Consider the following 25,017-nt stretch of genomic DNA (forward strand, 5'->3'; position numbering starts at 1 on the left):
GGGCAGAGACGAAGAATCCTTCACCCCCCGGCGGCACGCGGGGAAGGGTCTGGAGGGCAGGCCCGGGGGCAGACACCGCGGGCCCCCGGGGCGCCGCAACGACGCGGACGCGTAGGTCAGGCCCTGGTGGCGGCCTCGACGATGCGGCGCAGGCCCTCGGTGAGCGCGTCGCCGTCGGGGGCGGTGCCGGGGTCGAAGGTCCACGCCGAGATCAGGCCCGACATCAGGGTCATGTAGAAGCGGCCGAGGGTGTCGGCGGTCTCGTCGGAGACCTGCTCCTCCGGTACGCCCATCATCAGCGAGGTCAGCCCGCGGCCGCCCTCCCGCTGGGCGCGGGCCAACTGGTCGCGGACCTCCGGCAGCTGATCGCCCGTCGCCATGATCTCCACGCTGAGCCGCCACATCGTGCCGGGCTCGCGCATGCTGGCGACGATGTTCGTCCAGACCTCGCGGAACCGCTCCAGCGAGCCGGGCGCTCCGGTGAGCACGCCGTCGGCGCCCTCGAAGGACAGCTCCTCCACCAGCGCGATGTAGGCCTGTGCGAGCAGCGCGTCCTTGGAGCCGTAGTGGTAGCCGATGGAGGCGAGGTTGGTCCCCGACTCCCTGACCACGTCGCGCGCCGTCGTCCGCGCGAACCCCTTCTCCAGCAGGCAGCGCTTGGCGCCTTCGAGCAGATCCTCGCGGTGTCCCATGGGGTCACCCTACTCCGCGATCCATACAGACGTCCTATACGAGTGACTTACACGCTCGTTCTAGACAAGTGTTTTATACGGCCGTACATTTCTCGGCATGACGAACCCGAAGAGCACGACCACGGGCACGACCGCGTGCCTGACCGCGGGCACGCCCGCAGGTGAGACCGGCTCCCTTGCCGGGCGCCGCGAATGGACGGCGCTCGGCGTGCTGATGCTGCCGCTGCTCCTCGTCTCGATGGACGTCTCGGTCCTCTACTTCGCCCTCCCGGCGATCGGCGCGGACCTGCGGCCGAGCGGCACCCAGCAGCTGTGGATCCTGGACGTGTACGGCTTCGTCCTGGCCGGCCTGCTGATGACCATGGGCGCCCTGGGCGACCGCATAGGGCGCCGCCGCCTGCTGCTGACGGGCGCCGCGGCCTTCGGCGGCGCCTCGCTCCTCGCCGCGTACGCCGGCAGCGCCGGCACCCTGATCGCCGCCCGCGCGGTCCTCGGCGTCGGCGGCGCGACCCTGATGCCCTCGACGATGGCCCTGCTGCGCACCATGTTCACCGACCCCGGCCAGCGCGCGAAGGCGATCGGACTGTGGTCCGGGGTGATGACGGGCGGCATCGCGCTCGGCTCCGTGCTGAGCGGCGTCCTCGTCGAGCACTTCTGGTGGGGCTCGGTCTTCCTGGTCAACCTGCCCGCGATGGCCCTGCTGCTGGTCCTCGGCCCGGTCCTGCTCCCGGAGTCCCGAAACCCCTCCCCCGGCCGCTTCGACTGGCCGAGCGTCCCGCTCTCGATGGCCGCCGTGCTCCCGGTGGTCTACGGCCTGAAGGAGATCGCCTCCGAGGGCCGGCACCCGCTGTACGTCGTCTCGGTCACCGTCGGCCTGTGCTTCGGCGCGCTCTTCGTCCACCGCCAGCGCACCACCGGCTCCCCGCTGGTCCCGCCGGCCCTGCTGCGCGGCCGCGGCTTCGCCCCGGCGCTGGTCCTCAACCTCCTCGCCTCGCTCGCCATGCTGGGCTCGGCGGTCTTCACCACCCAGTACCTCCAGTCGGTGCTCGGGATGAGCCCGCTCGCGGCGGCGCTGTGGAGCCTGCTGCCCTCGGTGTTCATCGGCGTCGCCGGACCGGTCACGGCCCTGCTGGTGCAGCGGGGCGTGGACCGGGGGTACGTGGTCGCGGGCGGCTTCGCGGCCATGGCGGCCGGGTTCGTGCTGCTCGCCCTCGTCGGCACCGACTCGCTGTGGCTGGTGCTGACCGGGGCCGGCGTCCTCGCCTGCGGAATGGTCGCGATCATGTCCCAGCTGACCGGCCTCGCGATGGGCGGGGCACCGGTGGAGCGGGCCGGGACGGTGTCCTCGCTGCTGGAGACGGGCACGGAGTTCGGCGGCGCGCTGGGCATGGCCGTGCTCGGGTCGATCGGTACGGCGGTCTACCGCCACCGGATGCCGGACACGGCTCCGGCCGGGGCCCGCGAGACCCTGGGCGGCGCGCTGGCCGCGGCGGACCGGCTGCCGGGGCACACCGGAAAGGCGCTGGCCCGGACCGCGCGGGAGGCGTTCACCAGCGGGATGCAGGGGGCGGCGGTCGCGGGGGCGGTGCTGCTGGCGGGGGCCGCGGTCGCGGCGGGGGTGACGCTGCGCGGGGCCGGCGAGTAGGCGGACATGCGAACGCCGGGTGGACCGACGCGAGTCGGCCCACCCGGCGTTCGTGCGTCAGGCGCTAGACCAGGTTCACGGAGCGGGCCGACGTGGCACCGATCTCCGCCTCGACCTCGGCCAGCACACCGGGGGCCACCGTGTCGTCGACGGTGAGGACGGCGAGCGCCTCGCCGCCCACGGCGGAACGGGCCACCTGCATGCCGGCGATGTTGATGCCCGCCTCGCCCAGGATGCGGCCGACGGTGCCGACGACGCCCGGACGGTCCTCGTAGCGCAGCACCAGCAGGTGGTCGGCGATCGCGAGGTCGACGTCGTAGTCACCGACCGCGACGATCTTCTGGAGGTGCTTCGGGCCGGCCAGGGTGCCGGAGACCGACACCTCCTCGCCGTCCGCGAGCGTGCCGCGCACGGTCACCACGTTGCGGTGCTCGCTCGCCTCGGAGCTGGTGGTCAGGCGCACCTCGACACCGCGCTCCTGCGCGAACAGCGGCGCGTTGACGTAGGAGACCGTCTCGTCGACGACGTCCTCGAAGACGCCCTTGAGCGCGGACAGCTCCAGCACCTTCACGTCGTGCTGGGTGATCTCGCCGTACACCTCGACGTCGAGACGGACCGCGACCTCGCCCGCGAGGGCGGTGAAGATGCGGCCGAGACGCTCGGCGAGCGGCAGGCCCGGCTTGACGTCCTCGGCGATGACACCGCCCTGGACGTTGACCGCGTCCGGGACCAGCTCGCCGGCGAGGGCGAGGCGGACGGACTTGGCGACCGCGATACCGGCCTTCTCCTGGGCCTCGTCGGTGGAGGCGCCGAGGTGCGGGGTGCAGACGACCTGGTCCAGCTCGAAGAGCGGGGAGTCGGTGCACGGCTCCTTCGCGTACACGTCGAGGCCGGCGCCGGCGACCCGGCCCTCCTTCAGCGCCGCGTACAGCGCCTCCTCGTCGACGATGCCACCGCGCGCGGCGTTGACGATGCGCACGGACGGCTTGACCCTGCGCAGCGCCTCCTCACCGATGAGGCCGAGGGTCTCGGGGGTCTTCGGGAGGTGCACGGTGATGAAGTCGGAGACCTCCAGCAGCTCGTCCAGCGACAGCACCTTGACGCCCATCTGGGCGGCGCGGGCGGGCTGGATGTAGGGGTCGTAGGCCACGACCTTCATGCCGAAGGCGGACATGCGCTGCGCGACCAGGGCGCCGATGCGGCCGAGGCCGACGACACCGAGGGTCTTCTCGGCGAGCTCGACACCGGTGTACTTGCTGCGCTTCCACTCGCCGTTCTTCAGGGCCGAGTTGGCCTGCGGGATGTGGCGGGCGGTGGCGACGAGGAGACCGCAGGCCAGCTCGGCGGCGGTCACGATGTTGGAGGTCGGCGCGTTGACGACCATCACGCCGGCCTTGGTGGCGGCGGAGACGTCGACGTTGTCCAGGCCGACGCCGGCCCGTGCGACGACCTTGAGCTTCTTCGCCGCGGCGACGGCCTCGGCGTCGACCTTGGTGGCGGAGCGGATCAGGATCGCGTCCACGTCGGCGATGGCCGGGAGCAGCGCGGCTCGGTCTGCTCCGTTGGTGTGCCGGATCTCGAAGTCCGGGCCCAGCGCGTCGACGGTGGCGGGCGACAGCTCTTCAGCGATGAGTACGACAGGTTTCGAGCTCACGTGAGTCCTCACATGTCCAATGCGGACGGCCGTCCCGACGGCCGCTGGCGGTGGAGGGGGCTACCGCGGAGACGCACGACGCTGTGGGCCTGACGCGTATGTAGTACGGCAGTGTAGTGGCGTGGCGTAAGTCGTCCTGCGCCTCTGCGGAAGGATCACCCGTCCGAGATTCGACGGGGTGGACAACGGGGCCGGAGCGACTGGCTCCGGCCCCGTCGACTGAGGCCTACGCCTCCTCGTTCACCCAGCTCATCAGCTTGCGCAGCTGCTTGCCGGTGGTCTCCAGCAGGTGCTCGGAGTCCTGCTGCTTGTACTCGTTGTACTTCTTCAGACCGCCGTGGTACTCGGCCATCCACTCACGGGCGAAGGTGCCGTCCTGGATCTCGGCGAGGACCTTCTTCATCTCGGCCTTGGTGGCGTCCGTGATGATCCGCGGGCCGGTGACGTAGTCGCCCCACTCGGCGGTCTCGGAGATCGACCAGCGCATCTTCTCCAGGCCGCCCTCGTACATGAGGTCCACGATCAGCTTCAGCTCGTGCAGGCACTCGAAGTACGCGATCTCCGGCTGGTAGCCGGCCTCGGTCAGCGTCTCGAAACCGGCCTTGACCAGGGCGGCCGTACCGCCACAGAGCACCGCCTGCTCACCGAACAGGTCGGTCTCGGTCTCCTCGGTGAAGGTGGTCTTGATGACGCCGGCGCGGGTGCCGCCGATGCCCTTGGCGTAGGACAGGGCGAGCGCGAAGCCGCCGCCGGTGGCGTCCTGCTCGACGGCCACGATGCAGGGAACGCCGCGGCCCTCCTCGTACTGACGGCGCACCAGGTGGCCCGGGCCCTTGGGGGCGACCATGCAGACGTCGACGCCCGCCGGGGGCTTGATGAAGTCGAAGCGGATGTTCAGGCCGTGACCGAAGAACAGCGCGTCGCCGTCCTTCAGGTTCGGGGCGATGGACTCCTCGTAGACCTGGGCCTGGATCGGGTCCGGGACCAGGATCATGATGACGTCGGCCTCGGCCGCGGCCTCCGCCGGGGTCACCACGCGCAGGCCCTGCTCCTCGGCCTTGGCCTTGGACTTGGAGCCCTCGTGCAGGCCGACGCGGACGTCGACACCGGAGTCGCGCAGCGACAGGGCGTGGGCGTGGCCCTGGCTGCCGTAGCCGATGACCGCGACCTTGCGGCCCTGGATGATGGACAGGTCGGCGTCAGCGTCGTAGAACAGCTCGGCCACTTTGGGTTCTCTCCTTGGTGTGCAGATGTTGCGTCCCACCGTATGACGGCGGGTGGAAGGGAAGTCTCGGGGTCTCGGCATGCGGGCGGCCGACGGTCGTCGGGCCGCCCGCTTCCAGCCTTACGCAGATCGGTCGAGTGCGCGCAGCGACCGGTCGGTGATCGAACGGGCACCGCGGCCGATCGCGATCGTGCCGGACTGGACCAGCTCCTTGATGCCGAACGGCTCCAGCATCTTGAGCATGGCGGTCAGCTTCTCGTTGCTGCCGGTGGCCTCGATGGTGACGGCCTCCGGGGAGACGTCGACGGTCTTGGCGCGGAACAGCTGGACGATCTCGACGATCTGGGAGCGCGTCTCGTTGTCGGCGCGCACCTTCACCAGAACGAGTTCGCGCTGAACGGCCGATCCGGGCTCCAGCTCGACGATCTTCAGCACCTCGACGAGCTTGTTGAGCTGCTTGGTGACCTGCTCCAGCGGCAGGGCTTCGACGCTCACCACGATCGTGATGCGGGAGATGTCGGCGTGCTCGGTGACGCCGACGGCGAGCGAGTCGATGTTGAAGCCGCGGCGGGAGAAGAGGGCGGCGATCCGGGCCAGGATGCCCGGCTTGTTCTCCACCAGGACGGAGAGCGTGTGCTTGGACATGATTCTTCTGCGTCTCTCTCGCTCAGTCGTCTTCGTTGTCGCCGAAGTCGGGGCGGAGGTCCCGGGCGGCGAGGATCTCGTCGTTGGAGGTGCCGGCGGCGACCATCGGCCACACCATGGCGTCCTCGTGGACGATGAAGTCGATGACGACCGGGCGGTCGTTGATGGAGTTCGCCTCTTCGATGGCCTTGTCGAGGTCGTCCGGGGACTCGCAGCGGATCGCGTGGCAGCCCATGGCCTCCGACAGCTTGACGAAGTCGGGGACCCGGGTGCCGCGGGCGTCCGGGTTGACGTCTTCCGGCCCGGAGTGCAGCACGGTGTTGGAGTACCGCTGGTTGTAGAACAGGGTCTGCCACTGGCGGACCATCCCGAGGGCGCCGTTGTTGATGATGGCGACCTTGATCGGGATGTTGTTCAGGGCGCAGGTGGTCAGTTCCTGGTTGGTCATCTGGAAGCAGCCGTCGCCGTCGATCGCCCAGACCGTACGGTCCGGGGCGCCGGCCTTGGCACCCATGGCGGCCGGGACCGCGTAGCCCATGGTTCCGGCGCCGCCGGAGTTCAGCCAGGTCGCGGGCTTCTCGTACTGGACGAAGTGCGCGGCCCACATCTGGTGCTGGCCGACGCCCGCCGTGAAGATCGTGCCCTCGGGGGCGAGCTGTCCGACGCGCTCGATGACCTGCTGCGGGGAGAGCGAGCCGTTCTCCGGCAGGTCGTAGCCGAGCGGGTAGGTCTCGCGCCAGCGGGAGAGGTCCTTCCACCAGGCGCTGTAGTCGCCCTTGTGGCCCTCGCCGTGCTCCTTCTGCACCGCCTGGATCAGGTCGGCGACGACCTCGCGGGCGTCACCGACGATCGGCACGTCGGCGGCGCGGTTCTTGCCGATCTCCGCGGGGTCGATGTCGGCGTGGACGATCTTGGCGTACGGGGCGAAGCTGTCCAGCTTGCCGGTGACGCGGTCGTCGAAGCGGGCTCCGAGGGCGACGATCAGGTCGGCCTTCTGCAGCGCGGTGACGGCGGTGACCGAACCGTGCATGCCCGGCATTCCCACGTGCAGCGGGTGGCTGTCGGGGAACGCGCCGAGCGCCATCAGGGTGGTGGTGACGGGCGCTCCGGTGAGCTCGGCGAGGACCTTCAGCTCGGCGGTGGCGCCGGCCTTGATCACACCGCCGCCGACGTAGAGCACCGGCCGCTTCGCGGCGGTGATCAGCTTGGCGGCCTCGCGGATCTGCTTGGCGTGCGGCTTGGTCACCGGGCGGTAGCCGGGCAGGTCCATGACCGGCGGCCAGGAGAAGGTGGTCTTCGCCTGGAGGATGTCCTTGGGGATGTCGACGAGGACCGGGCCGGGGCGGCCGGTGGAGGCGATGTGGAACGCCTGCGCGATGATCCGCGGGATGTCCTCGGCCTTGGTGACCAGGAAGCTGTGCTTGGTGATCGGCATCGTGATGCCGACGATGTCCGCCTCCTGGAAGGCGTCCGTACCGATCGCGGCCGAGACCACCTGGCCGGTGATCGCCACGAGCGGCACCGAGTCCATGTTGGCGTCCGCGATCGGGGTCACCAGATTGGTCGCACCCGGGCCCGAGGTCGCCATGCAGACGCCGACCTTGCCGGTGGCCTGCGCGTAACCGGTGGCCGCGTGACCGGCGCCCTGCTCGTGGCGGACCAGGACGTGACGGACCCGGGTGGAGTCCATCATCGGGTCGTACGCGGGCAGGATCGTGCCGCCGGGGATGCCGAATACCGTGTCAGCGCCGACCTCCTCGAGGGAGCGGATGAGGGACTGCGCACCCGTGACGTGCTCGACGGGGGTGGACTGCTGTCCTCCGGAACGGGGCCGCGGCTGCGGATGGTGGGCCCCGGTGGCCTGCTCGGTCATCGGCATTCTCTTCTCGATGCTGAGGGTTTTCGCGAGTTTCGTACGGATTTCTACGTCCGTACGTCTGGTGCTGGTGCAACAAAAAACCCCTCGTGCCAAAAGGCAAGCGAGGGGAGCGCGCCGGTGTGGTCGCTGGGCTTTCCGGATCCTTCTCCGGTGGGGCCCAGCTCAGCCGACGCGCTGTCCAAGTACGAGAATTCGGGTGCGCATGGGACTGACCCTCCCCCCGACGCGCACCACGTGTCAAGTGGGTGGGACGGGAGTCTCATTATGTGAGCGAAGGGCACTTCCGCCTCCGAGCACCGCGGGCACACCCCCGGCGACCGCGGGCACACCACTGGTGTACACCCCCGCGCCACCGCCCGCGAACGCCGGCTCGGCCTGGAGGTGCGGAACCGGATAATGGCCGGATCCGAGCGCCCGGCGCAGCCGGTACTCGTCCACCGGCCCGGAGAAGGCCATGCCCATCCCGTGGGTGCAGCCCATCGCGCGCAACACCGTGACCTGCTCGGGCAGGTCCACGCCCTCGGCCACGGACTGGAGCCCGAGGTCGCAGGCGATCCTGAGCAGACCGCTGGTGATCTTGTGCAGCCGGGCCGACTCGACGACGCCCTCGACCAGGCTGCGGTCGAGTTTGAGTACGTCGACGGGGAGCTTGCGCAGGGCGGTGATGGCCGCGTAGCCGCTGCCGAAGCCGTCCAGCGCGATCCGGACACCGGCCCGGCTGAGGGCGGTCAGCCGCCGCTCCAGCTCGTCCAGCGGAATCCTCGGGTCGGTGTCGGACAGCTCCAGGACCAGCGCCCCGGAGGGCAGCCCGTGCCGGGCGAGCAGCGCCTCCACGGAGCCGAGCGGCGAGGACCGGTCGAGCAGCCGCCGGGCGCTGGTGCGCACGGCGACCGGCACCACCAGCCCGCCCGCGGCCCGCTCGGCGGCCTGTTCGACCGCCTTCTGGAAGATCCACCGGTCCAGCTCGGCGGTCTTGTCGCTGTCCTCGGCCACCCGCAGGAACTCCGCCGGGGTGAACAGCACCCCCTGCGAGGAGCGCCAGCGCGCCTGCGCGGAGACCGATTCGATCCGGCCGTCCTCCAGGCACACCACGGGCTGGTGCAGCAGCGTGAACTCGCCGTCGTGCAGGGCGGCCCGCAGCCGGGTGGCCAGTTCCGCCTTGCGTACGACGTCCTGCTGCATCTGTGGCTTGTACAGCTCGACGCGGCCCTTCCCGGCCGACTTGGCCCGGTACATCGCCAGGTCGGCGTTGCGCAGCAACTCGCCCGCGCCGAGGCCCGGTTCGGCGAAGGCGACACCGATGGACGCGTTGACACGGACATCGTTGCCGTCAATCAGGTACGGCTGGGAGAGGGTCATCCTGAGGCGGTCGGCGAGCTCCAGGATGTGCCGCTCCCGGGCACCGTGGTCACGGGTGCCGTCCCCGACGATCAGCGCCGCGAACTCGTCGCCGCCCAGCCGAGAGGCGGTGTCGCCGTGGCGGACCGCGTCCTGGAGTCTGCGCGCGGCCTGGACGAGCAGTTCGTCCCCGGCCTGGTGCCCGATGGTGTCGTTGACGGCCTTGAACCCGTCCAGGTCGATGAAGAGCACCGCCGTGTTCCTGAGGGCGGGGCCCCGGTCGGAGGAGCGGCGCCCGGACAGGGCCTGCTGCACGCGCCGGGTGAACAGGGCGCGGTTGGGCAGGTCGGTGAGCGGGTCGTGCTCGGCGTTGTGCTGGAGCTGCGCCTGGAGGCGCACTCTCTCGGTCACGTCCCGGCTGTTGAAGATGAGGCCGCCGTGGTGCCGGTTGACGGTCGACTCGACGTTGAGCCAGCCGCCCTCGCCGGACCGGAAACGGCACTCGATACGGGTGGTGGGTTCCTCCAGCGGCCGGGCGGCGAGGAAGCGGCGCACCTCGTGCACCACGCAGCCCAGGTCCTCGGGGTGGATGAGGTTGGCCAGTTCCGAGCCCACCAGGTCCTCGGCGGGCCGTCCGTAGACCCCGGCGGCGGCCGGGGAGACGTACCGGAGGATGCCGTTGGGCGCGGCGATCATGATGACGTCGCTGGAGCCCTGCACCAGGGAGCGGAAGTGGTTCTCCTGGTGCGCCAGTTCCTGGGTGAGGGTGATGTTGTCGAGCAGCATGATGCCCTGGCGCACGACGAGCGCGAGGACCACGCAGCCGGCGGTGATCAGGACGACGTGGTCGGGGCTGCGGCCGTCGAGGACGTTGTAGAGGATGCCCAGGGTGCATACGGCGGCGGCCAGGTACGGGGTGAGCGCGGCCAGGGAGCCGGTCAGCGGGCGGCCCGCCGGGTACCGGCCGTGATCGCCTCCCGGGGCGGGCGCGGGCGCCTGCCTGGGCGGTGCGACCCGGGCTCCGGGCAGGTGCTCGTGGACCACGCGCGTGTGCCCCTCGGCCTCCGGCGGGCCGGGCGGCCGGGGCGCGGCCCAGGGGGCGTAGGCGAGCAGCAGCGAGCCGGCGAACCAGCCCGCGTCCAGGAGCTGGCCGGAGCGGTAACTGCTGTGCAGCAGCGGCGAGGTGAACAGGGCGTCGCACATCACGGTCAGGGCGAGGGCGCCGATCGCGGTGTTGACCGCGGTGCGGTTGCCCGGCGAGCGCCGGAAGTGCAGTGCGAGCACCATGCTGACCAGGGCGATGTCCAGCAGCGGGTAGGCCAGCGAGAGCGCGGTGTGCGCGACGCTGGGCCCGTCGAACCGGGCGGCCTGGGCGAGCGCGAGGCTCCACGACAGGGTGAGCAGCGAGCCGCCGATCAGCCAGGCGTCCAGCGCCAGGCAGATCCAGCCGGCCCTGGTCACCGGCCGTTTGGCCAGCACCAGCAGTCCGACGATGGCGGGCGGCGCGAAGCAGAGGAAGAAGAGGTCGGCGTAGCTGGGGCTGGGCACGGGCCGCTGGAGCACGACCTCGTACCACCCCCAGACCGCGTTGCCCAGAGCCGCCATCGCCGAGGAGAGGGCGAACAGCAGCCAGGCGGTTCGAAAGCGGACCCGCGGGGAGCGGGCGTAGAGGAAGCACGACACGGCGGCGGTGCCGGCGGCCGCGGTGAGGCCGAAGTCGCCCATGAACAGGGCGACCTGGCTCGAACCCCAGTCGAGCGCGGAACCGACGGCGTATCCCGCGCAGATCAGGGCCAGTAACAGTTGTCGGACCACGCCGGCCCCACCGCCGCCGCCCGCGGCGGGCGGACGGGGGGGCTGCGGCATCCCTGCCGGAGGCTGTGCCCGCAGCGCTCCGGGAAGGGTGGTCGTCACAGGCGTCGGCGCTGTCACCGGACCCTCCCGGTCCGCGCCGTCCCCGGGTCCCGCTGGTCCCGGTGCGCTGGGTGCGCATGCCTCCTGCGTCCGCTGTGCCTGCGGTGGTGGTGATGGCTGGTGTGGTGGCCGCGTCTGCGCGCAGCTGTGCGCCAGGGTCGCCGCCGGCGGCTCCGCCGCGTCGGATCGTTCGTCCATAGGCCGTGCATCGCCCGTCGCCCCCTCACGAATCTGAAATGTCCATCCCCGGCGCCGAACGGTGCGCGGCGCAGCCCCTGTCGGGACGATACACCAGGTTCGTCACTCAGGGACATAGCTTCTCTACGCTCCGTGACGACCAGCGCATATGCGGGTACGCACCGCTTCCGGGGGGTCGCGGAGGGTGCCGGAAGCGGATTGCGCGGCTGTCGCGCCGGTCGTCAGGCGTCGGGGGATCCCGTCGTAAGGATCACGTTGCGCAGTGGCTCCCGGTTCACGAAACGGTTCAGCTGCTCGGTGACGACGCGCTTGGCGCGCGGCAGGAAAGCCGAGGTGGGGCCGCCGACGTGGGGGCTGATCAGCACGCCCGGCGCCTGCCACAGGGGATGTCCGGCCGGCAGCGGCTCGGGGTCGGTGACGTCCAGGGCGGCGGTGAGGCGGCCGCTCTCCAGTTCGTCGAGCAGCGCCTTGGTGTCGACGACGGGGCCGCGCGCGACGTTCACGAGCAGGGCGCCGTCCTTCATCCTGGCGAGGAAGTCCGCGTCGACCAGGCCACGCGTGGTGTCGGTGAGGGGCGTGGCGAGGATGACGACATCCGCTTCCGGAAGCAGATGCGGAAGTTCGGTGAGCGGATGCACGGGACCGCGCGCCGATGCGCGCCCGGAGCGCGCAACGCGCGCCACCCGCGCACACTCGAACGGCACGAGCCGGTCCTCGATGGCGGAGCCGATGGCTCCGTATCCGACGATCAGAACGGACCTGTCGGCCAGCGCCGGGTGGAACCCGCCCTGCCAGCGCTCCTGCTGCTGGGCGCGCACGAACCCCGGGATGCCGCGCAGGGAGGCGAGGGTCAGCGTGAGGGCGAGCTCGGCGGTGCTCGCGTCGTGCACCCCGCGCGCGTTGCACAGCGGCACGCCGGGGGCGATGAGGTCGAGGGCCGCGATCATGTCGTCCACACCCGCGGTGAGGGTCTGGACGAGCCGGACGTTGCGCATCCGCTCCAGCGGCCGCACCTTGACGTCCTGGGGCTTCATGTAGGGGACGACGTAGACCGCACAGTCCGCGGGGTCACCGGGAAAGTCCTGGTCACCGTCCCAGAAAAGGTAATTGAGCCCTTCGGGCAGGTCTGTGAACCCGTCGGGCGGGATGGGGAGCCATACGTCGTGGGTCATGGTCAGGAGGCTATGTCAGGGGTGCGGGCGCGCAGAGGTTAGGTTGGGGGTCCGGAGAAGGAGGTTCACGGGCAGGTGGAGCGCAGGACGATCGGCGCGGGGGCGCTCGCGGTGGGGGCCGTCGGACTCGGGTGCATGCCGATGAGCTGGGCGTACAACGGCTCCCGGCAGCGGGGCGAGGAATCGCTGAGAACGGTGCACCGGTCGCTCGACCTCGGCGTGACCCTGCTGGACACGGCGGACATGTACGGCCCGTTCACCAATGAGCTGCTGCTGGGGCGGGTGCTCAGGGAGCGGCGCGCGGAGGCCTTCGTGTCGACGAAGGTCGGCCTGCTGGCGGGCGAGCAGCACATCGTGGCGAACGGCCGCCCCGGCTATGTGCGGCGGGCCTGCGACGCGTCGCTGCGCCGGCTCCAGACCGACGTCATCGACCTGTACCAGCTGCACCGCGCCGACCCCGAGGTACCCGTCGAGGAGACCTGGGGCGCGATGGCGGAACTGGTGCGGGCGGGGAAGGTGCGGGCACTGGGGTTGTGCGCCGTGGGGGCGCGCGGGGGGCGCAGGTCGGGAGCGCGGTTGTACGACGCCACGCTGCGCCAGCTTCAGCGGGTGCAGCAGGTGTTTCCGGTGAGCGCGGTGGAGGCCGAGCTGTCGGTGTGGTCGCCGGAGGCGCTGGACGCGCTGCTGCCGTGGTGCGAGGCGCGGGGGGTGGGGTTCCTGGCGGCGATGCCGCTGGGCAACGGTTTCCTGACCGGCACGCTCACACCGGGCGAGGGGTTCGAGCCGGACGACCTGCGGGCGCGGCATCCCCGGTTCACGGCGGAGATGATGGCGGCGAACCAGCCGATCGTGGCGGGGCTGCGGCGGGTGGCGGGCCGGCACGGGGACCGTGTCACCGCCGCTCAGGTGGCGCTGGCGTGGGTGCTGGCGCGGGGGCCGCACGTGGTTCCGGTGCCGGGGAGCAAGCAGGGCCGGTGGGCGGTGGAGAACGCGGGCGCGGCGCGGCTGCGGCTGACCGCGCAGGATCTGGCGGAGCTGGGGCGGCTGCCGGCCGCTCAGGGGTCGTGGGACTAGCGGGCCCGTTGCCGTGATCCGCCGGTGGTCGGGTGCGGCGGTGTCGTGGCTGGTCGCGCCCGCGCGGCGGAGCGGTGAATCGCTACGGTCCCGCGCCCCCGACGCGGCGCTGTACTACCGTCGGTCGGGAGGAGGCCGTCAGGCTTCCCGAAGGGACTGATCGTGCAACGTCGCACTGTGACCGCCGTGTTGGCTACGGCCGGGCTCCTGCTGGTGGCGGGGTGTTCCTCCGGTGACGGTGGTGGGTCGTCCCGGCCGCCCTGGGCCATGGGCACGTCGGCCGGTCCGTCCGCCTCCGCCGGTGCCACGGAGTCCGCCGCGCCCGCCAAGGGGTCGGTGAAGGTGGTGCGTACGGTCGCCGAGGGACTGAAGTCGCCCTGGGGGCTGGCGGCGCTGCCGGACGGGGCCGGGCTGCTGGTGTCGGACCGGGACGACGGGACGATCGGCAAGGTCGACGAGAAGACCGGGAAGATCACCGAGCTGGGTGCGGTGTCCGGGGTGTCCGCGGCCGGCGAGGGCGGTCTGCTGGGGATCGCCCTGTCCCCCGACTTCGCCTCGGACCACATGATCTACGCGTACTTCACGTCGGCCTCCGACAACCGCATCGTGCGGATGCTCTGGGACGAGAGCAAGCCGGCCGGGGAACAGCTGGGCGCCCCCGACACGATCTTCAAGGGCATCCCCAAGGGCTACATCCACAACGGCGGCCGGATCGCCTTCGGCCCGGACGGCATGCTCTACGCGGGCACCGGCGAGAGCGGGCGGCGCGGTCTCGCGCAGGACAGGGAGTCCCTGGGCGGGAAGATCCTGCGGCTCACCCCGGAGGGGGAACCGGCCCCCGGCAATCCGTTCCCCGGCTCCCCCGTCTACAGCTACGGTCACCGCAACGTGCAGGGGCTGGCCTGGGACGACAGACAGCGGCTGTTCGCCTCGGAGTTCGGGCAGGACACCTGGGACGAGCTGAACGCGATCAAGCCGGGCGGGAACTACGGCTGGCCGGACGCCGAGGGCAGGTCCACCGACGCGAAGTACGTGAACCCGATCGCCGAGTGGCACACCGACGACGCCTCGCCCAGCGGCATCGCCTATGCCGGCGGCGTCATCTGGATGACCGGTCTCAAGGGCCAGCGGCTGTGGCGCATCCCGCTGAAGGGCACGGTCACGGCCGCCGAGCCGCAGGCCTTCCTGAAGGGCGAGTACGGCCGTCTGCGGACGGTCGTGGCGGCGGGCGGCGACAAGCTGTGGCTGGTGACCAGCAACACCGACGGGCGGGGCGAGCCGAAGGCGGGCGACGACCGGATCCTGGAGCTGGAGGTCAGCTAGCCGGGAAGAGGTCGAGGCGGTGGGCCACGGCCGCCGCCTCCCCCCGCCCCGAGACGCCGAGCTTGCCCAGGATGTTGGAGACGTGCACGCTCGCGGTCTTCGGGGAGATGAACAGCTCCTCGGCTATCTGGCGGTTGGTGCGGCCGGCCGAGACCAGGCGGAGCACGTCGCGCTCCCGGCTGGTGAGGCCGAGGCGCTCGGCGGGGTCGAGGACCTGCCGGGGGACGGCGGCCGTGAGGGTGAGGCGGGCGCGCTGGGCGAGCAGGGCGACGGCCCCGGCGAGCGGGCGGGCGCCCAGGTGGTCGGCGACCGTCCCGGCCAGCCGGAGCAGTTCGGTGGCCCGGTCGCGTTCGCCGTCGCCCGCGGCCTCCTCCAGCAGGGCCTGGGCGAGGCGGCGGCGGACCCGGGCGAGGTCGTAGGGGCGGTCCAGGCGCTCGAAGTCGGTGACCACGTCCGACCAGACGGCGGCGGTGCCGGTGCCCCGGGCGCGGTCCAGTTCGGCGCGGGTCCAGTGCGCGTAGGCGGCCCAGATGGGTGCGCCGGTGGTGAGCTTGCGCGCCGCCCCGGTGAGCCGGTCGAGGGTCTCGGCGCGGCCGTCGGCCGCCGCGGGCAGGGCGCGGGCGTCCGCCTCGGCGGTGGCGGCGGCCAGCAGGAGCGGCCAGACGTAGCGCTGGGTGCCGGGCGGGAAGCCGGATTCCAGGGCGCGGTCCAGTTCGGCGCGGGCGTCGTGGAGGCGGCCCTCCTCGGCGGCGACGCCGATGGCGATCCGGGCGACCGGGATCAGCACCTGGGGCATCGGGTCGTGGGTGCCGTAGTGGGCGTGGGAGATGGCCAGTTGGCGGGCGGCCTCGGCGGCGTCACCGCGGGCGAGGGCGATGTGGGCGAGGCGCAGGGCGCCCGCGCCGCGGGGCTTGGCGCTGGCCGCGGAGCCCAGGGAGCCCGCCGCGGCCTCGGCGGCCTCGTCCCACTGGCCGAGCGCGTACAGCGAGTCGGAGAGGTTGCCCCAGAGCCATGCCTCGGTGTCCAGCAGGCCGAACCTGCGGGCGAAGGCGAGGCCCTCACGCAGGATCGGCACGGCCTCCCGGGACCGGCCGACCGCCTCCAGCTCGGAGGGCAGGTTCAGATAGGCGCGGCCCGCCACGTACGCCATGCCCTCCCGCAGCGCGGCCTCCTTGACCCGGCGCAGTTCGGCCAGCCCGGCGTCGACGTCACCGGCGTCGACCATCAGGCAGCCGAGGGTGACCTGCGCGTTGAGCTCGATCTCGCGGGCGCCCACCATGCGCGCGTACTGCACGGCCCGTTCGGCGGCGGCGAAGGCCTCCGGGCCGGGCTCGTGCAGCATCGACCAGTTGGCGGCGGTGGCCAGTACGTCGGCGTGCACCTCGGACGGGGGCAGGCCGCGCACCAGGTCCTGGGCGATGCCCAGCTCCTGCCAGCCGTCGCCGCGGGCCAGCGCCTGGACCAGACGGGAGCGCTGCACCCAGAACCAGGCGGCGCGCAGGGGATCGCCCTCGTCCTCGATGATCCGCAGCGCCTTCTTGGTGATCTTCAGGGCGCGTTCGCGTTCCCCGCAGAGCCGGCCGGCGACCGCGGCCTCCGCCATCAGGTCGAGGTAGCGCAGCGGTGCGGTGGCCGGATCGCAGCCGCAGGGAGGGTAGACGTCGGTGCAGTCGACGGGGCGCAGGGCCGCGCGGACCTCCTGGGGGGCGGTGTCCCACAGCTCCATCGCCCGCTCCAGGAGCCTCAGTTGCTCGCTGTAGGCGTGCCGGCGGCGGGCCACCACGGAGGCGTCGAGCACGGCGGGCAGGGCCTTGGCGGGGTCGTGGGCCTGGTACCAGTAACTGGCCAGGCGGGTCACGCGCGCGTCGGCCGGCACCAGCGCCGGGTCGCTCTCCAGTGCCTCGGCGTAGCGTCGGTTGAGCCGGGAGCGTTCGCCGGGCAGCAGGTCGTCGGCGACGGCCTCGCGGACCAGGGAGTGCCGGAAGCGGTAGCCGTCGCCCTCGGGCGTGGCGGTGAGGATGTTGGCGCCGACGGCGGCCCGCAGGGCCTCGATGAGGTCGTCCTCGGCGAGCCGGGCGACGGCCTCCAGCAGCGGGTACTCGACGGTGGAGCCGCCCTCGGCGACGATCCGGGTGACCCGCTGGGCGCTCTCGGGCAGCGCCTCGACACGGACCAGGAGCAGATCGCGCAGCGAGTCGGTGAGCCCGGTGCAGCAGCCCTCGCTGGCGGCGACGGCGAGTTCCTCGACGAAGAAGGCGTTGCCGTCGGAGCGTTCGAAGATCTCGTCGACCTGGTCGGGGGCGGGCTCGGTGGCGAGGATGCCGGCGATCTGGCGGCCGACCTCCTCGCGGTTGAAACGGGCGAGTTCGAGACGGCGGACGGTGCGCAGCCGGTCGAGTTCGGCGAGCAGGGGGCGCATCGGGTGGCGGCGGTGGATGTCGTCGGAGCGGTAGGTGGCGAGGACGACGAGCCGGCCGGTGCGCAGGGTGCGCAGCAGGTAGGCGAGGAGGTGGCGGGTGGAGGCGTCGGCCCAGTGCAGGTCCTCCAGGGCGACGACGACGGTGCGCTCGGCGGCGACGCGTTCCAGCAGGCGGGCGGTGAGCTCGAAGAGACGGGCCATGCCCTGTTCGTCGTGGCGGCCGGAGGCGGCCTCGCCGAGCTCGGGCAGCAGCCGGGCCAGTTCGTCCTCCTGCCCGGCGGCGGCCGCGGCCAGTTCCTCGGGCAGGGCGGCCCGCAGCGCACGCAGCGCGGTCGAGAAGGGGGCGAACGGCAGGCCGTCGGCGCCGATCTCCACGCAGCCGCCGAGCGCGACGACCGCGCCCCGGCGGCAGGCGGCCGCGGCGAACTCCTCCACCAGACGGGTCTTGCCCACCCCGGCCTCACCGCCGAGCAGCAGCGCCTGCGGCTCGGCGGCCCCGGCGCGGGCGAGCGCCTCGTCGAGTGTGTCCAACTCGTCGTCGCGGCCTACGAACACGGGACTCACGGACCTGGTTTCCACGGGCCAGAGCATCGCACGCGGCCCGACGCCGACGGCACCGGTTTTCCCCAGCCCCGATACGCTCATCACACCTCCCGCTCCGATGCCGACGGCCGACCCCCGTACGGCCGCCGGCCGGGGCGGGGCCCGGTCACGCGGTGTGGGGGAGCCGTCGGCCGGTCCGGGGGCCGGTATGGGTGTGTTCCACCGCGGCGGCCTTGCGGGCCGCCTCCTCGCGGCGGGCGGCGCGGCGGGAGCGGACGGCCTCGCGGACGAGGCGGGCGTCCGCGGCCTGGCGGCGCAGCTCGGCGGAACGGAGCTGGTGGAGTTCGTACTCGAACATGGCGGTTCCCCTGTGTGTGAGAGAGGTGGGTCGTCGCTTTCCGCGACGACTCCACCTTCGTCTCCCAGGGGGGTGGGCCACATCGGGAGAGTTCCGCATCTTCGGCCGGCCGTCGGGCCGCCGGGACGCGTAAGGGGCCTTAGACCGTCCATGAGGTGCTCACGGACGGTCTAAGGCCCCTGCCGGGACGCGCCGGTTCAGCTGGTCGACGGCAGGCCGAGCAGCACGTCGGAGTACTTGAGGGCGGCCAGCAGCAGGCCGATGACACCGAGCGCGACGCCGGCCCAGGCGACCGACTTGATCCACGGGGCCTGCGCCCTGCCGGGCGCGCCGAACGCGGGCCGGGCGAGCACCACGACGCCGGTGATCAGCGCGACCAGAGCGAACAGGCCGGCCCACAGCGCGGTGGTCTGCCAGGCGTCGCCGTACACCTCCTTGACCTGCTTGGCGACGCTCGCGGTCGACGAGGTCTGGAGCTGGCCGATGAGGGTCTCACGGGCGGCGGCGATCGTACCGACCCAGCCACCCGTGAGGGAGACCAGGCCGAGCGCGACGGAGACGATGGCACCGGCGCCCTGGCCGACGCCGGACGGGCCCTGCGCCTGCTCCTCGGCGAGCAGGGCCGCCAGCTCCTCGTCGACCTCGTCGTCCTCGGCGTCGTCGGCGTCGTCGGCGTTCTCGGCGTTCTCGGCGTTCTCGGCGCTCTCGGCGTTCACGGCCTTCTCGTCGCTCGCGGTGTCGGCCGGCTCGGCGGACTCCGTCGTCTGCGCGGCCGGCTCACCGGCACCGGCGGAGGCCTCGGTGGCGTCCACCGTCTTCTCTTCGGCGGCCGTCTCTGCGGTCTTCGCCTCGGCGCCGCTCCCGGCCCCGTCCACTGTCTTCGTTCCCATACCTCGCACCGTACGGACGCTGTCTGAGAGGTCTCTTAATGATCGTTCTCGGCGGTACGCGCGCGTGCCGCACGCCACTCGGGGGCCAGCACCGACCAGACCTCGGTGTCCGTGCGCACGCCCCGGTGGGGGTAGTTCTCCCGCATCACGCCGTCGCGGGTCATGTGCAGCCGCCGGGCCACGTTGATGCTGGCCTGGTTGGCCGCCGACGCATGCCACTCCACACGGTGCATGCCACGCTCGTCAAACGCCCAGTCCAGAAGCGCCCGCATGCCCCGCGTCACCAGGCCCCGCCCGGCCGCCGCGGGCTCCAGCCAGCAGCCGGCCTCGCAGACCCCGCTCGGCGTGTCCCAGACCCGGAACAGCAGCCCGCCGACGAGCCGCCCGTCCCGCCACACCCCGTGCAGGCCGCCGGCGTCGGCGGCACGCTTGTCGGCGTAGGAACGCAGGTAGGCACGGGCCCCGGCGAGGTCCTCGATCACGTCGGGCAGACCGATGTGCCGCCCCACGAAGTCCCGCCCCCGGTCGATGTTGGCGAGCAGCTCCCCCGCGTGCCAGACCTCCAGGGGCCGCAGTTCGGCGCCGTCGCCCAGGTCTCTCGCGTACATCGTGCCGCCGCTCCTCCGCCAGTTCCTCCACGACCCCGCCGAGCCTCTCACGGGCGTCAGTCGAACTGGTCGCCCAGGGCCATCACCATCAGTCCCAGGATCATCAGCCACAGGGCCCTGCGGGTGCGGCCCCGGGCCCCGAGCGCCGCGGCGGACACGCACACCGCGGACCCGATGCCGTACGCGCTCGGCACCAGCGCGGGCACGCCCCCGCCGATTCTCATCAGCGAGGCGGTGAGCCCCATCAGGGCCAGCAGGACCCCGGTCACGGCGGCGGTCCAGCGGGCCCGGCGGGCCTCGTCGAGGGACTCCTCGTCGAGGTCCTCCCCGTCCGCGGCCTCCACCTCGGTCACGAGGGGTTCGACGTCGGATTCGGCGTGTGCGGTCATGGCGGGCGAGCGTAGTACCCGCACCTGAGGAAAGCGGCTGCGGACGAGGTCCACAACTGCTAGCTTCCGCTGGTCAGCCTTGATCGGCCCCTCGCCGACGACCGAAGCGGGTGCATTGTTTGCCGGTCCGAATGAGCTCCTACGCATCGCCCTTCACTACGAAGATCACAAGGAGCCCGTTCAGCCATGTTCGACGCCACCTCTCGCCCACCGTCGAAGGACGATCCGCTCACTGACCGACTGACTCTGCCCCGTTACCCCCTCAGCAGCACCTACGACGCCCGCTGGGCGGTCGAGAACCAGATGGGCCCGCACGCCCTGTGGCTGCTGGAGTGGCTGGCTCCCGCCCTCGGCCTGGACGCGCTGCGCCCCTGCGCGCGCGTGCTCGACCTGGGCTGCGGCCGGGCGATGACCTCGATCTTCCTGGCCAGGGAGTTCCATGCGCAGGTCACCGCCGCCGATCTGTGGGTCAAGCCCGACGACAACGCCCGGCGCATCGCCGAGGCCGGGTTCGCCGACCGGGTGCAGCCCGTGCACGCCGAGGCGCACGACCTGCCCTTCGCCGAGGGCGGGTTCGACGCGATCGTGAGCATCGACGCCTACCAGTACTTCGGCACCGACGACCTGTATCTGCCCACGCTCACCCGGCTGCTGAAGCCCGGCGGACGGATCGGCGTCGTCGTACCGGCGCTGCGGGAGGAGATCGCGGGCAGCGAGCCGCCGGAGCATCTGAAGCCGTGGTGGGAGCCCGACTTCTGGTGCTTCCACTCCCCCGACTGGTGGCACCGCCACTGGACCCGCAGCGGGGCCGTCGAGGTCGAGGCGGCCGACTGGCAGCCGGACGGCTGGCGGGACTGGCTGCTGTGGTGCGAGGTGGTCGCCGAGGAGAGCACGGACGACTTCCACGTCCGGACGGCGACCCGCTGCGCCGAGATGCTCCGCGCCGACCAGGGCCGCACCCTCGGCTTCGTACGGGTCGTCGGCCGCCGCGGCAAGCAGCCGCCGACGGCCCCCTGAACAGCCGTACGGCCCCGGAAGCGCCGCTTCCGGGGCCGTACCGCGTGCTCCGGCTCAGCCCTCGCCGACGCCGAGCTTCTCCAGGATCAGCTCCTTGACGCGGGCCGCGTCGGCCTGGCCGCGGGTCGCCTTCATGACCGCGCCGACCAGGGCGCCGGCCGCCGCGACCTTGCCGCCGCGGATCTTGTCCGCGACGCCCGGGTTGCCGGCGATGGCCTCGTCGACGGCGGTGCCGAGCGCGGAGTCGTCGGAGACGACCTTCAGACCGCGCTTCTCGACGACCTCGTCCGGGGTGCCCTCGCCCGCGAGGACACCCTCGATGACCTGGCGGGCCAGCTTGTCGTTGAGGTCGCCCTTCGAGACCAGCTCGGTGACCCGCGCGACCTGCGCCGGGGTGATCGCCAGCTCGTCGAGCGAGGTGCCCGACTCGTTGGCGCTGCGGGCCAGTTCGCCCATCCACCACTTGCGGGCGGAGGTCGCGTCGGCACCGGCGTCGATGGTGGCGACGATCGGGTCCAGCGCGCCGGCGTTCAGGATCGCCTGCATGTCGGTGGCCGTGATGCCCCACTCCGCGAGGAGGCGGGTACGGCGGGCCAGCGGCAGCTCGGGCAGCGCGGCGCGGATCTCCTCGACCCACTCGCGGGACGGGGCGACCGGGACCAGGTCGGGCTCCGGGAAGTACCGGTAGTCCTCGGCCTCCTCCTTCACGCGGCCCGAGGTGGTGGACCCCGTGTCCTCGTGGAAGTGGCGGGTCTCCTGGATGATCGTCCCGCCGGCGTTCAGCACGGCCGCGTGCCGCATGATCTCGAAGCGGGCCGCACGCTCCACGGACCGCAGCGAGTTCACGTTCTTGGTCTCGGAGCGCGTGCCGAACTTCTCGGTGCCGTTGGGGCGCAGCGACAGGTTCACGTCGCAGCGCATCTGGCCCATCTCCATGCGGGCTTCCGACACGCCGAGCGCCTTGATGACCTCGCGCAGCTCACGGACGTACGCCCGCGCCACCTCGGGAGCACGTTCGCCCGCGCCCTCGATCGGCTTGGTGACGATCTCGATGAGCGGGATGCCCGCGCGGTTGTAGTCGAGGAGCGAGTGCGAGGCGCCGTGGATGCGGCCGGTCGCGCCGCCCACGTGGGTGGACTTGCCGGTGTCCTCCTCCATGTGGGCGCGCTCGATCTCCACGCGGAAGGACGTGCCGTCCTCCAGCTGCACGTCGAGGTAGCCGTTGAAGGCGATCGGCTCGTCGTACTGGGAGGTCTGGAAGTTCTTCGGCATGTCCGGATAGAAGTAGTTCTTCCGGGCGAAGCGGCACCACTCGGCGATCTCGCAGTTCAGCGCGAGGCCGATCTTGATCGCGGACTCGACGCCGGTCGCGTTGACGACCGGGAGCGAGCCGGGCAGGCCGAGGCAGGTCGGGCAGGTCTGCGTGTTGGCGTCCTGACCGAGCTCGGTCGAACAGCCGCAGAACATCTTGGTCTTGGTGCCGAGTTCGACATGGACCTCAAGGCCCATGACGGGGTCGTAGGACGCCAGCGCGTCCTCGTACGACACCAGGTCGGTCGTGGTGGTCACGGTGAAACTTCCCTCTCAGCCCAGCAGGACGTCGTCGTCGCCCAGCCGCTTCAGCTCGCGGTAGAGGATGGCGAGGCCGGTGACGATCGCGACGGCGGACACGGTGGCGTCGATCAGCCGGAGCGTGTCGTGCTCGGACCGGGCCTTCTTGATCTGCTTGGCGACACCGACCGCACCGAACGCGGTGGTGGCCATGGACAGGTACGTACCGGACTTCGACTTCTTGAAGCCCTTGGCCTTCGACAGTGCGTTGCTCACAGCGACGGAGCCTCCTCCAGGAGCGGGTGGCCCCACCTTTCCACGAAGGCGGCCTCGACAGCGGCTCCGACCTTGTACAGACGGTCGTCCTTCAGCGCCGGGGCGATGATCTGCAGGCCCACCGGGAGGTTGTCCTCCGGGGCGAGACCGCAGGGCAGCGACATGGCCGCGTTGCCCGCGAGGTTCGTCGGGATGGTGCACAGGTCGGCCAGGTACATCGCCATCGGGTCGTCGGCGCGCTCGCCGATCGCGAAGGCGGTGGTCGGCGTCGTGGGCGACACGATGACGTCCACCCGCTCGAAGGCCTTCTCGAAGTCGCGCGTGATGAGCGTGCGGACCTTCTGGGCGGAGCCGTAGTACGCGTCGTAGTAGCCGGAGCTGAGCGCGTACGTGCCGAGCATGATGCGGCGCTTGACCTCGGGGCCGAAGCCCGCCGCACGGGTGAGGGAGGTGACCTCCTCGGCGGAGTGCGAGCCGTCGTCGCCGGTACGCAGGCCGTAGCGCAGGCCGTCGAAGCGGGCGAGGTTGCTGGAGCACTCGCTCGGCGCGATGAGGTAGTACGCCGACAGCGCGAGGTCGAAGGACGGGCAGTCCAGCTCGACGATCTCGGCGCCCAGCTCCTTGAGGAGGGCGACCGACTCGTCGAAGCGCTGGATGACACCGGGCTGGTAGCCCTCGCCGCGGAACTGCTTGACGACGCCGACGCGCATGCCCTCGACGCTGCCGTTGCGGGCGGCCTCGACGACCGCCGGGACCGGCGCGTCGATCGACGTGGAGTCCAGCGGGTCGTGTCCGGCGATGACCTCGTGCAGCAGCGCCGCGTCCAGGACCGTACGGGCGCAGGGCCCGCCCTGGTCCAGGGAGCTGGAGAAGGCGACCATGCCGTACCGGGACACGGCCCCGTACGTCGGCTTGACGCCCACCGTGCCGGTGACGGCGGCCGGCTGGCGGATGGAGCCGCCGGTGTCGGTGCCGATGGCGAGCGGGGCCTGGAAGGAGGCGAGGGCGGCGGAGGAGCCGCCGCCGGAGCCGCCGGGGATCTTGGTCAGGTCCCACGGGTTGCCGGTCGGCCCGTACGCGCTGTTCTCGGTGCTGGACCCCATGGCGAACTCGTCCATGTTGGTCTTGCCGAGGATGACGACGTCGGCGGCCTTCAGCCTCTTGGTGAGGGTCGCGTCGTACGGCGGGATCCACCCCTCCAGGATCTTCGAACCGACGGTGGTCGGTACGCCCTGGGTGGTGAAGATGTCCTTGAGCGCGAGCGGGACGCCGGCCAGCGGGCCGAGCTTCTCCCCCCGCTCCCGCTTCTCGTCGACGGCGCGGGCCTGCGCCAGGGCGCCCTCGCGGTCGACGTGCAGGAAGGCGTGCACCTTCTCGTCGACGGCCTCGATCCGGGCGAGGTGGGCCTCGGTGACCTGCACCGCGGTGAGCTCGCCGGAGGCGATCCGCGCGGCGGTCTCGGCGGCCGTGAGCTTGATGATGTCCGTCATGACTGTCTAGTCCTCCCCCAGGATCTGCGGCACCTTGAAACGCTGCTGCTCCTGGGCCGGGGCGCCGGAGAGCGCCTGCTCGGGGGTGAGCGAGGGACGGACCTCGTCCGCGCGCATGACGTTCGTCAGCGGCAGCGGGTGCGAGGTCGGCGGTACGTCTTGGTCGGCGACCTCGCTGACGCGGGCGACCGCGCCGATGATGTCGTCGAGCTGGCCGGCGAAGTGTTCGAGTTCTTCGGGCTTCAGCTCCAGACGCGCCAGCCGGGCGAGGTGGGCGACCTCCTCGCGCGTGATGCCAGGCATGCAGCGTTCCTCTGGGGTGAGTGTGTGTGGTTTGGAGCCAATCCTATGGGGCGGGGCAGGGTGCCCGTTAAACGGTTTCCCCGGTCCCCCGCGAACGTCGGCTCCGGTCACCCGGGGAACAGCGGTGCGGCGCTGATCGGCACGACGGCCGCGGTGGCGAGGCGGACGCCGAACACGACGCCGCGCGGCCCGCCGTTCCGCAGCACCGTCAGCGTGTCGCCGAGCGGTACGGCGGCGTCGCCCTCCGGGCCGGCCGCCGGCCGGAAGCCGCCCGCGGGGAACGCCCGGGACTCCTGATCGCCCGCTTCATCACCCGTGCGGAGACCGCGGCGCGAGCGGCCACGGCGCATCCGCGGCCGCCGGGCGGCGCCCCCGCAGCGGAGGCCCGCTTCTCGATCGTCGGCGCACGGGCGG

At 71.9% G+C, this 25,017-nt stretch carries 21 protein-coding genes; 4 read left to right on the forward strand and 17 right to left on the reverse strand.

Annotated features, from left to right (window positions below; all coding sequences use genetic code 11):
• Positions 1 to 116: 116 nt before the first annotated feature.
• The gene (locus ACZ619_RS22400; protein WP_469601549.1) at positions 117 to 692 is read right to left on the reverse strand and encodes a TetR/AcrR family transcriptional regulator; all 576 of its coding nucleotides are present in this window, start codon (positions 690 to 692) and stop codon (positions 117 to 119) included.
• A gap of 97 nt (positions 693 to 789) precedes the next feature.
• Here ACZ619_RS22400 and ACZ619_RS22405 point away from each other — a divergent pair, with 97 nt between their 5' ends.
• Positions 790 to 2,337 (forward strand): MFS transporter, encoded by a 1,548-nt coding sequence (locus tag ACZ619_RS22405; RefSeq protein WP_469601552.1) that lies wholly within the window; start codon positions 790 to 792, stop codon positions 2,335 to 2,337.
• 64 nt (positions 2,338 to 2,401) lie between these two features.
• Here ACZ619_RS22405 and serA read toward each other — a convergent pair whose 3' ends face one another.
• The 6 genes from serA to ACZ619_RS22435 form a co-directional block, all read right to left on the reverse strand.
• Positions 2,402 to 3,991 carry a phosphoglycerate dehydrogenase gene (gene serA / locus ACZ619_RS22410; RefSeq protein WP_469601555.1) on the reverse strand — a complete coding sequence of 530 codons (1,590 nt, stop codon included), beginning with the start codon at positions 3,989 to 3,991 and terminating at the stop codon, positions 2,402 to 2,404.
• Between the two features lie 226 nt (positions 3,992 to 4,217).
• Entirely contained in the window at positions 4,218 to 5,216 is a 999-nt protein-coding gene (ilvC, locus tag ACZ619_RS22415; RefSeq protein ID WP_469601558.1) for a ketol-acid reductoisomerase, read from the reverse strand.
• A gap of 120 nt (positions 5,217 to 5,336) precedes the next feature.
• Complete coding sequence (gene ilvN, locus ACZ619_RS22420) at positions 5,337 to 5,861, reverse strand: acetolactate synthase small subunit (protein WP_362325683.1); 525 nt, start codon at positions 5,859 to 5,861, stop codon at positions 5,337 to 5,339.
• 22 nt (positions 5,862 to 5,883) lie between these two features.
• Positions 5,884 to 7,734 carry an acetolactate synthase large subunit gene (locus ACZ619_RS22425; RefSeq protein ID WP_469601562.1) on the reverse strand — a complete coding sequence of 617 codons (1,851 nt, stop codon included), beginning with the start codon at positions 7,732 to 7,734 and terminating at the stop codon, positions 5,884 to 5,886.
• Positions 7,735 to 7,977: 243 nt separating this feature from the next.
• A complete protein-coding gene (locus ACZ619_RS22430; protein ID WP_469601564.1) occupies positions 7,978 to 10,944 on the reverse strand; it encodes a putative bifunctional diguanylate cyclase/phosphodiesterase in 2,967 nt (988 codons plus the stop codon).
• A 467-nt stretch (positions 10,945 to 11,411) separates the two neighbouring features.
• Positions 11,412 to 12,362, reverse strand: coding sequence for a 2-hydroxyacid dehydrogenase (locus ACZ619_RS22435; RefSeq protein WP_469601567.1), 951 nt, complete (start codon positions 12,360 to 12,362; stop codon positions 11,412 to 11,414).
• A 75-nt stretch (positions 12,363 to 12,437) separates the two neighbouring features.
• Here ACZ619_RS22435 and ACZ619_RS22440 point away from each other — a divergent pair, with 75 nt between their 5' ends.
• A complete protein-coding gene (locus tag ACZ619_RS22440) occupies positions 12,438 to 13,436 on the forward strand; it encodes an aldo/keto reductase (RefSeq protein WP_469601569.1) in 999 nt (332 codons plus the stop codon).
• Positions 13,437 to 13,592: 156 nt separating this feature from the next.
• Positions 13,593 to 14,759: a PQQ-dependent sugar dehydrogenase gene (locus tag ACZ619_RS22445; protein WP_469601754.1), complete on the forward strand. Its 1,167-nt coding sequence runs from the start codon at positions 13,593 to 13,595 to the stop codon at positions 14,757 to 14,759.
• Here ACZ619_RS22445 and ACZ619_RS22450 read toward each other — a convergent pair.
• The 5 genes from ACZ619_RS22450 to ACZ619_RS22470 form a co-directional block, all read right to left on the reverse strand.
• Positions 14,752 to 17,769, reverse strand: coding sequence for a helix-turn-helix transcriptional regulator (locus tag ACZ619_RS22450; protein WP_469601757.1), 3,018 nt, complete (start codon positions 17,767 to 17,769; stop codon positions 14,752 to 14,754). The genes ACZ619_RS22445 and ACZ619_RS22450 overlap by 8 nt on opposite strands.
• Positions 17,770 to 17,887: 118 nt before the next feature.
• The gene (locus ACZ619_RS22455) at positions 17,888 to 18,079 is read right to left on the reverse strand and encodes a hypothetical protein (protein ID WP_469601572.1); all 192 of its coding nucleotides are present in this window, start codon (positions 18,077 to 18,079) and stop codon (positions 17,888 to 17,890) included.
• A 197-nt stretch (positions 18,080 to 18,276) separates the two neighbouring features.
• The gene (locus tag ACZ619_RS22460) at positions 18,277 to 18,969 is read right to left on the reverse strand and encodes a hypothetical protein (protein WP_469601575.1); all 693 of its coding nucleotides are present in this window, start codon (positions 18,967 to 18,969) and stop codon (positions 18,277 to 18,279) included.
• Between the two features lie 35 nt (positions 18,970 to 19,004).
• The gene (locus ACZ619_RS22465; protein WP_469601578.1) at positions 19,005 to 19,577 is read right to left on the reverse strand and encodes a GNAT family N-acetyltransferase; all 573 of its coding nucleotides are present in this window, start codon (positions 19,575 to 19,577) and stop codon (positions 19,005 to 19,007) included.
• 56 nt (positions 19,578 to 19,633) lie between these two features.
• Entirely contained in the window at positions 19,634 to 19,966 is a 333-nt protein-coding gene (locus tag ACZ619_RS22470) for a hypothetical protein (RefSeq protein ID WP_469601580.1), read from the reverse strand.
• A gap of 186 nt (positions 19,967 to 20,152) precedes the next feature.
• On the opposite strand from ACZ619_RS22470, the gene ACZ619_RS22475 reads away from it, so the two are divergent.
• Entirely contained in the window at positions 20,153 to 20,983 is an 831-nt protein-coding gene (locus ACZ619_RS22475; protein WP_469601583.1) for an SAM-dependent methyltransferase, read from the forward strand.
• Positions 20,984 to 21,037: 54 nt separating this feature from the next.
• Here ACZ619_RS22475 and gatB read toward each other — a convergent pair whose 3' ends face one another.
• The 5 genes from gatB to ACZ619_RS22500 form a co-directional block, all read right to left on the reverse strand.
• The gene (gene gatB, locus ACZ619_RS22480; RefSeq protein ID WP_469601586.1) at positions 21,038 to 22,552 is read right to left on the reverse strand and encodes an Asp-tRNA(Asn)/Glu-tRNA(Gln) amidotransferase subunit GatB; all 1,515 of its coding nucleotides are present in this window, start codon (positions 22,550 to 22,552) and stop codon (positions 21,038 to 21,040) included.
• A 15-nt stretch (positions 22,553 to 22,567) separates the two neighbouring features.
• The gene (locus ACZ619_RS22485; RefSeq protein ID WP_365342860.1) at positions 22,568 to 22,810 is read right to left on the reverse strand and encodes a hypothetical protein; all 243 of its coding nucleotides are present in this window, start codon (positions 22,808 to 22,810) and stop codon (positions 22,568 to 22,570) included.
• Positions 22,807 to 24,300: an Asp-tRNA(Asn)/Glu-tRNA(Gln) amidotransferase subunit GatA gene (gene gatA, locus ACZ619_RS22490; RefSeq protein ID WP_469601589.1), complete on the reverse strand. Its 1,494-nt coding sequence runs from the start codon at positions 24,298 to 24,300 to the stop codon at positions 22,807 to 22,809. Before gatA ends, ACZ619_RS22485 begins: the two co-directional genes overlap by 4 nt.
• Before the next feature lie 6 nt (positions 24,301 to 24,306).
• Complete coding sequence (gene gatC, locus ACZ619_RS22495; RefSeq protein ID WP_007384860.1) at positions 24,307 to 24,603, reverse strand: Asp-tRNA(Asn)/Glu-tRNA(Gln) amidotransferase subunit GatC; 297 nt, start codon at positions 24,601 to 24,603, stop codon at positions 24,307 to 24,309.
• A gap of 107 nt (positions 24,604 to 24,710) precedes the next feature.
• Positions 24,711 to 24,953: a hypothetical protein gene (locus ACZ619_RS22500; protein ID WP_469601591.1), complete on the reverse strand. Its 243-nt coding sequence runs from the start codon at positions 24,951 to 24,953 to the stop codon at positions 24,711 to 24,713.
• Positions 24,954 to 25,017: the final 64 nt, after the last annotated feature.

The organism is Streptomyces sp. NPDC104367 (assembly GCF_055583825.1).

What these genes read in the sequence shown, in the direction of transcription:
- gatC (WP_007384860.1), bottom strand. Translation starts at nt 24,603, where the DNA reads ATGCCTGGCATCACGCGCGAGGAGGTCGCCCACCTCGCCCGGCTGGCG.
- ACZ619_RS22405 (WP_469601552.1), top strand. Translation starts at nt 790, where the DNA reads ATGACGAACCCGAAGAGCACGACCACGGGCACGACCGCGTGCCTGACC.
- ACZ619_RS22430 (WP_469601564.1), bottom strand. Translation starts at nt 10,944, where the DNA reads ATGCCGCAGCCCCCCCGTCCGCCCGCCGCGGGCGGCGGCGGTGGGGCC.
- ACZ619_RS22435 (WP_469601567.1), bottom strand. Translation starts at nt 12,362, where the DNA reads ATGACCCACGACGTATGGCTCCCCATCCCGCCCGACGGGTTCACAGAC.
- ACZ619_RS22460 (WP_469601575.1), bottom strand. Translation starts at nt 18,969, where the DNA reads ATGGGAACGAAGACAGTGGACGGGGCCGGGAGCGGCGCCGAGGCGAAG.
- ACZ619_RS22400 (WP_469601549.1), bottom strand. Translation starts at nt 692, where the DNA reads ATGGGACACCGCGAGGATCTGCTCGAAGGCGCCAAGCGCTGCCTGCTG.
- gatA (WP_469601589.1), bottom strand. Translation starts at nt 24,300, where the DNA reads ATGACGGACATCATCAAGCTCACGGCCGCCGAGACCGCCGCGCGGATC.
- ACZ619_RS22500 (WP_469601591.1), bottom strand. Translation starts at nt 24,953, where the DNA reads ATGCGCCGTGGCCGCTCGCGCCGCGGTCTCCGCACGGGTGATGAAGCG.
- ACZ619_RS22475 (WP_469601583.1), top strand. Translation starts at nt 20,153, where the DNA reads ATGTTCGACGCCACCTCTCGCCCACCGTCGAAGGACGATCCGCTCACT.
- ACZ619_RS22455 (WP_469601572.1), bottom strand. Translation starts at nt 18,079, where the DNA reads ATGTTCGAGTACGAACTCCACCAGCTCCGTTCCGCCGAGCTGCGCCGC.
- ACZ619_RS22465 (WP_469601578.1), bottom strand. Translation starts at nt 19,577, where the DNA reads ATGTACGCGAGAGACCTGGGCGACGGCGCCGAACTGCGGCCCCTGGAG.
- ACZ619_RS22425 (WP_469601562.1), bottom strand. Translation starts at nt 7,734, where the DNA reads ATGACCGAGCAGGCCACCGGGGCCCACCATCCGCAGCCGCGGCCCCGT.
- ilvN (WP_362325683.1), bottom strand. Translation starts at nt 5,861, where the DNA reads ATGTCCAAGCACACGCTCTCCGTCCTGGTGGAGAACAAGCCGGGCATC.
- ACZ619_RS22470 (WP_469601580.1), bottom strand. Translation starts at nt 19,966, where the DNA reads ATGACCGCACACGCCGAATCCGACGTCGAACCCCTCGTGACCGAGGTG.
- ACZ619_RS22450 (WP_469601757.1), bottom strand. Translation starts at nt 17,769, where the DNA reads ATGCTCTGGCCCGTGGAAACCAGGTCCGTGAGTCCCGTGTTCGTAGGC.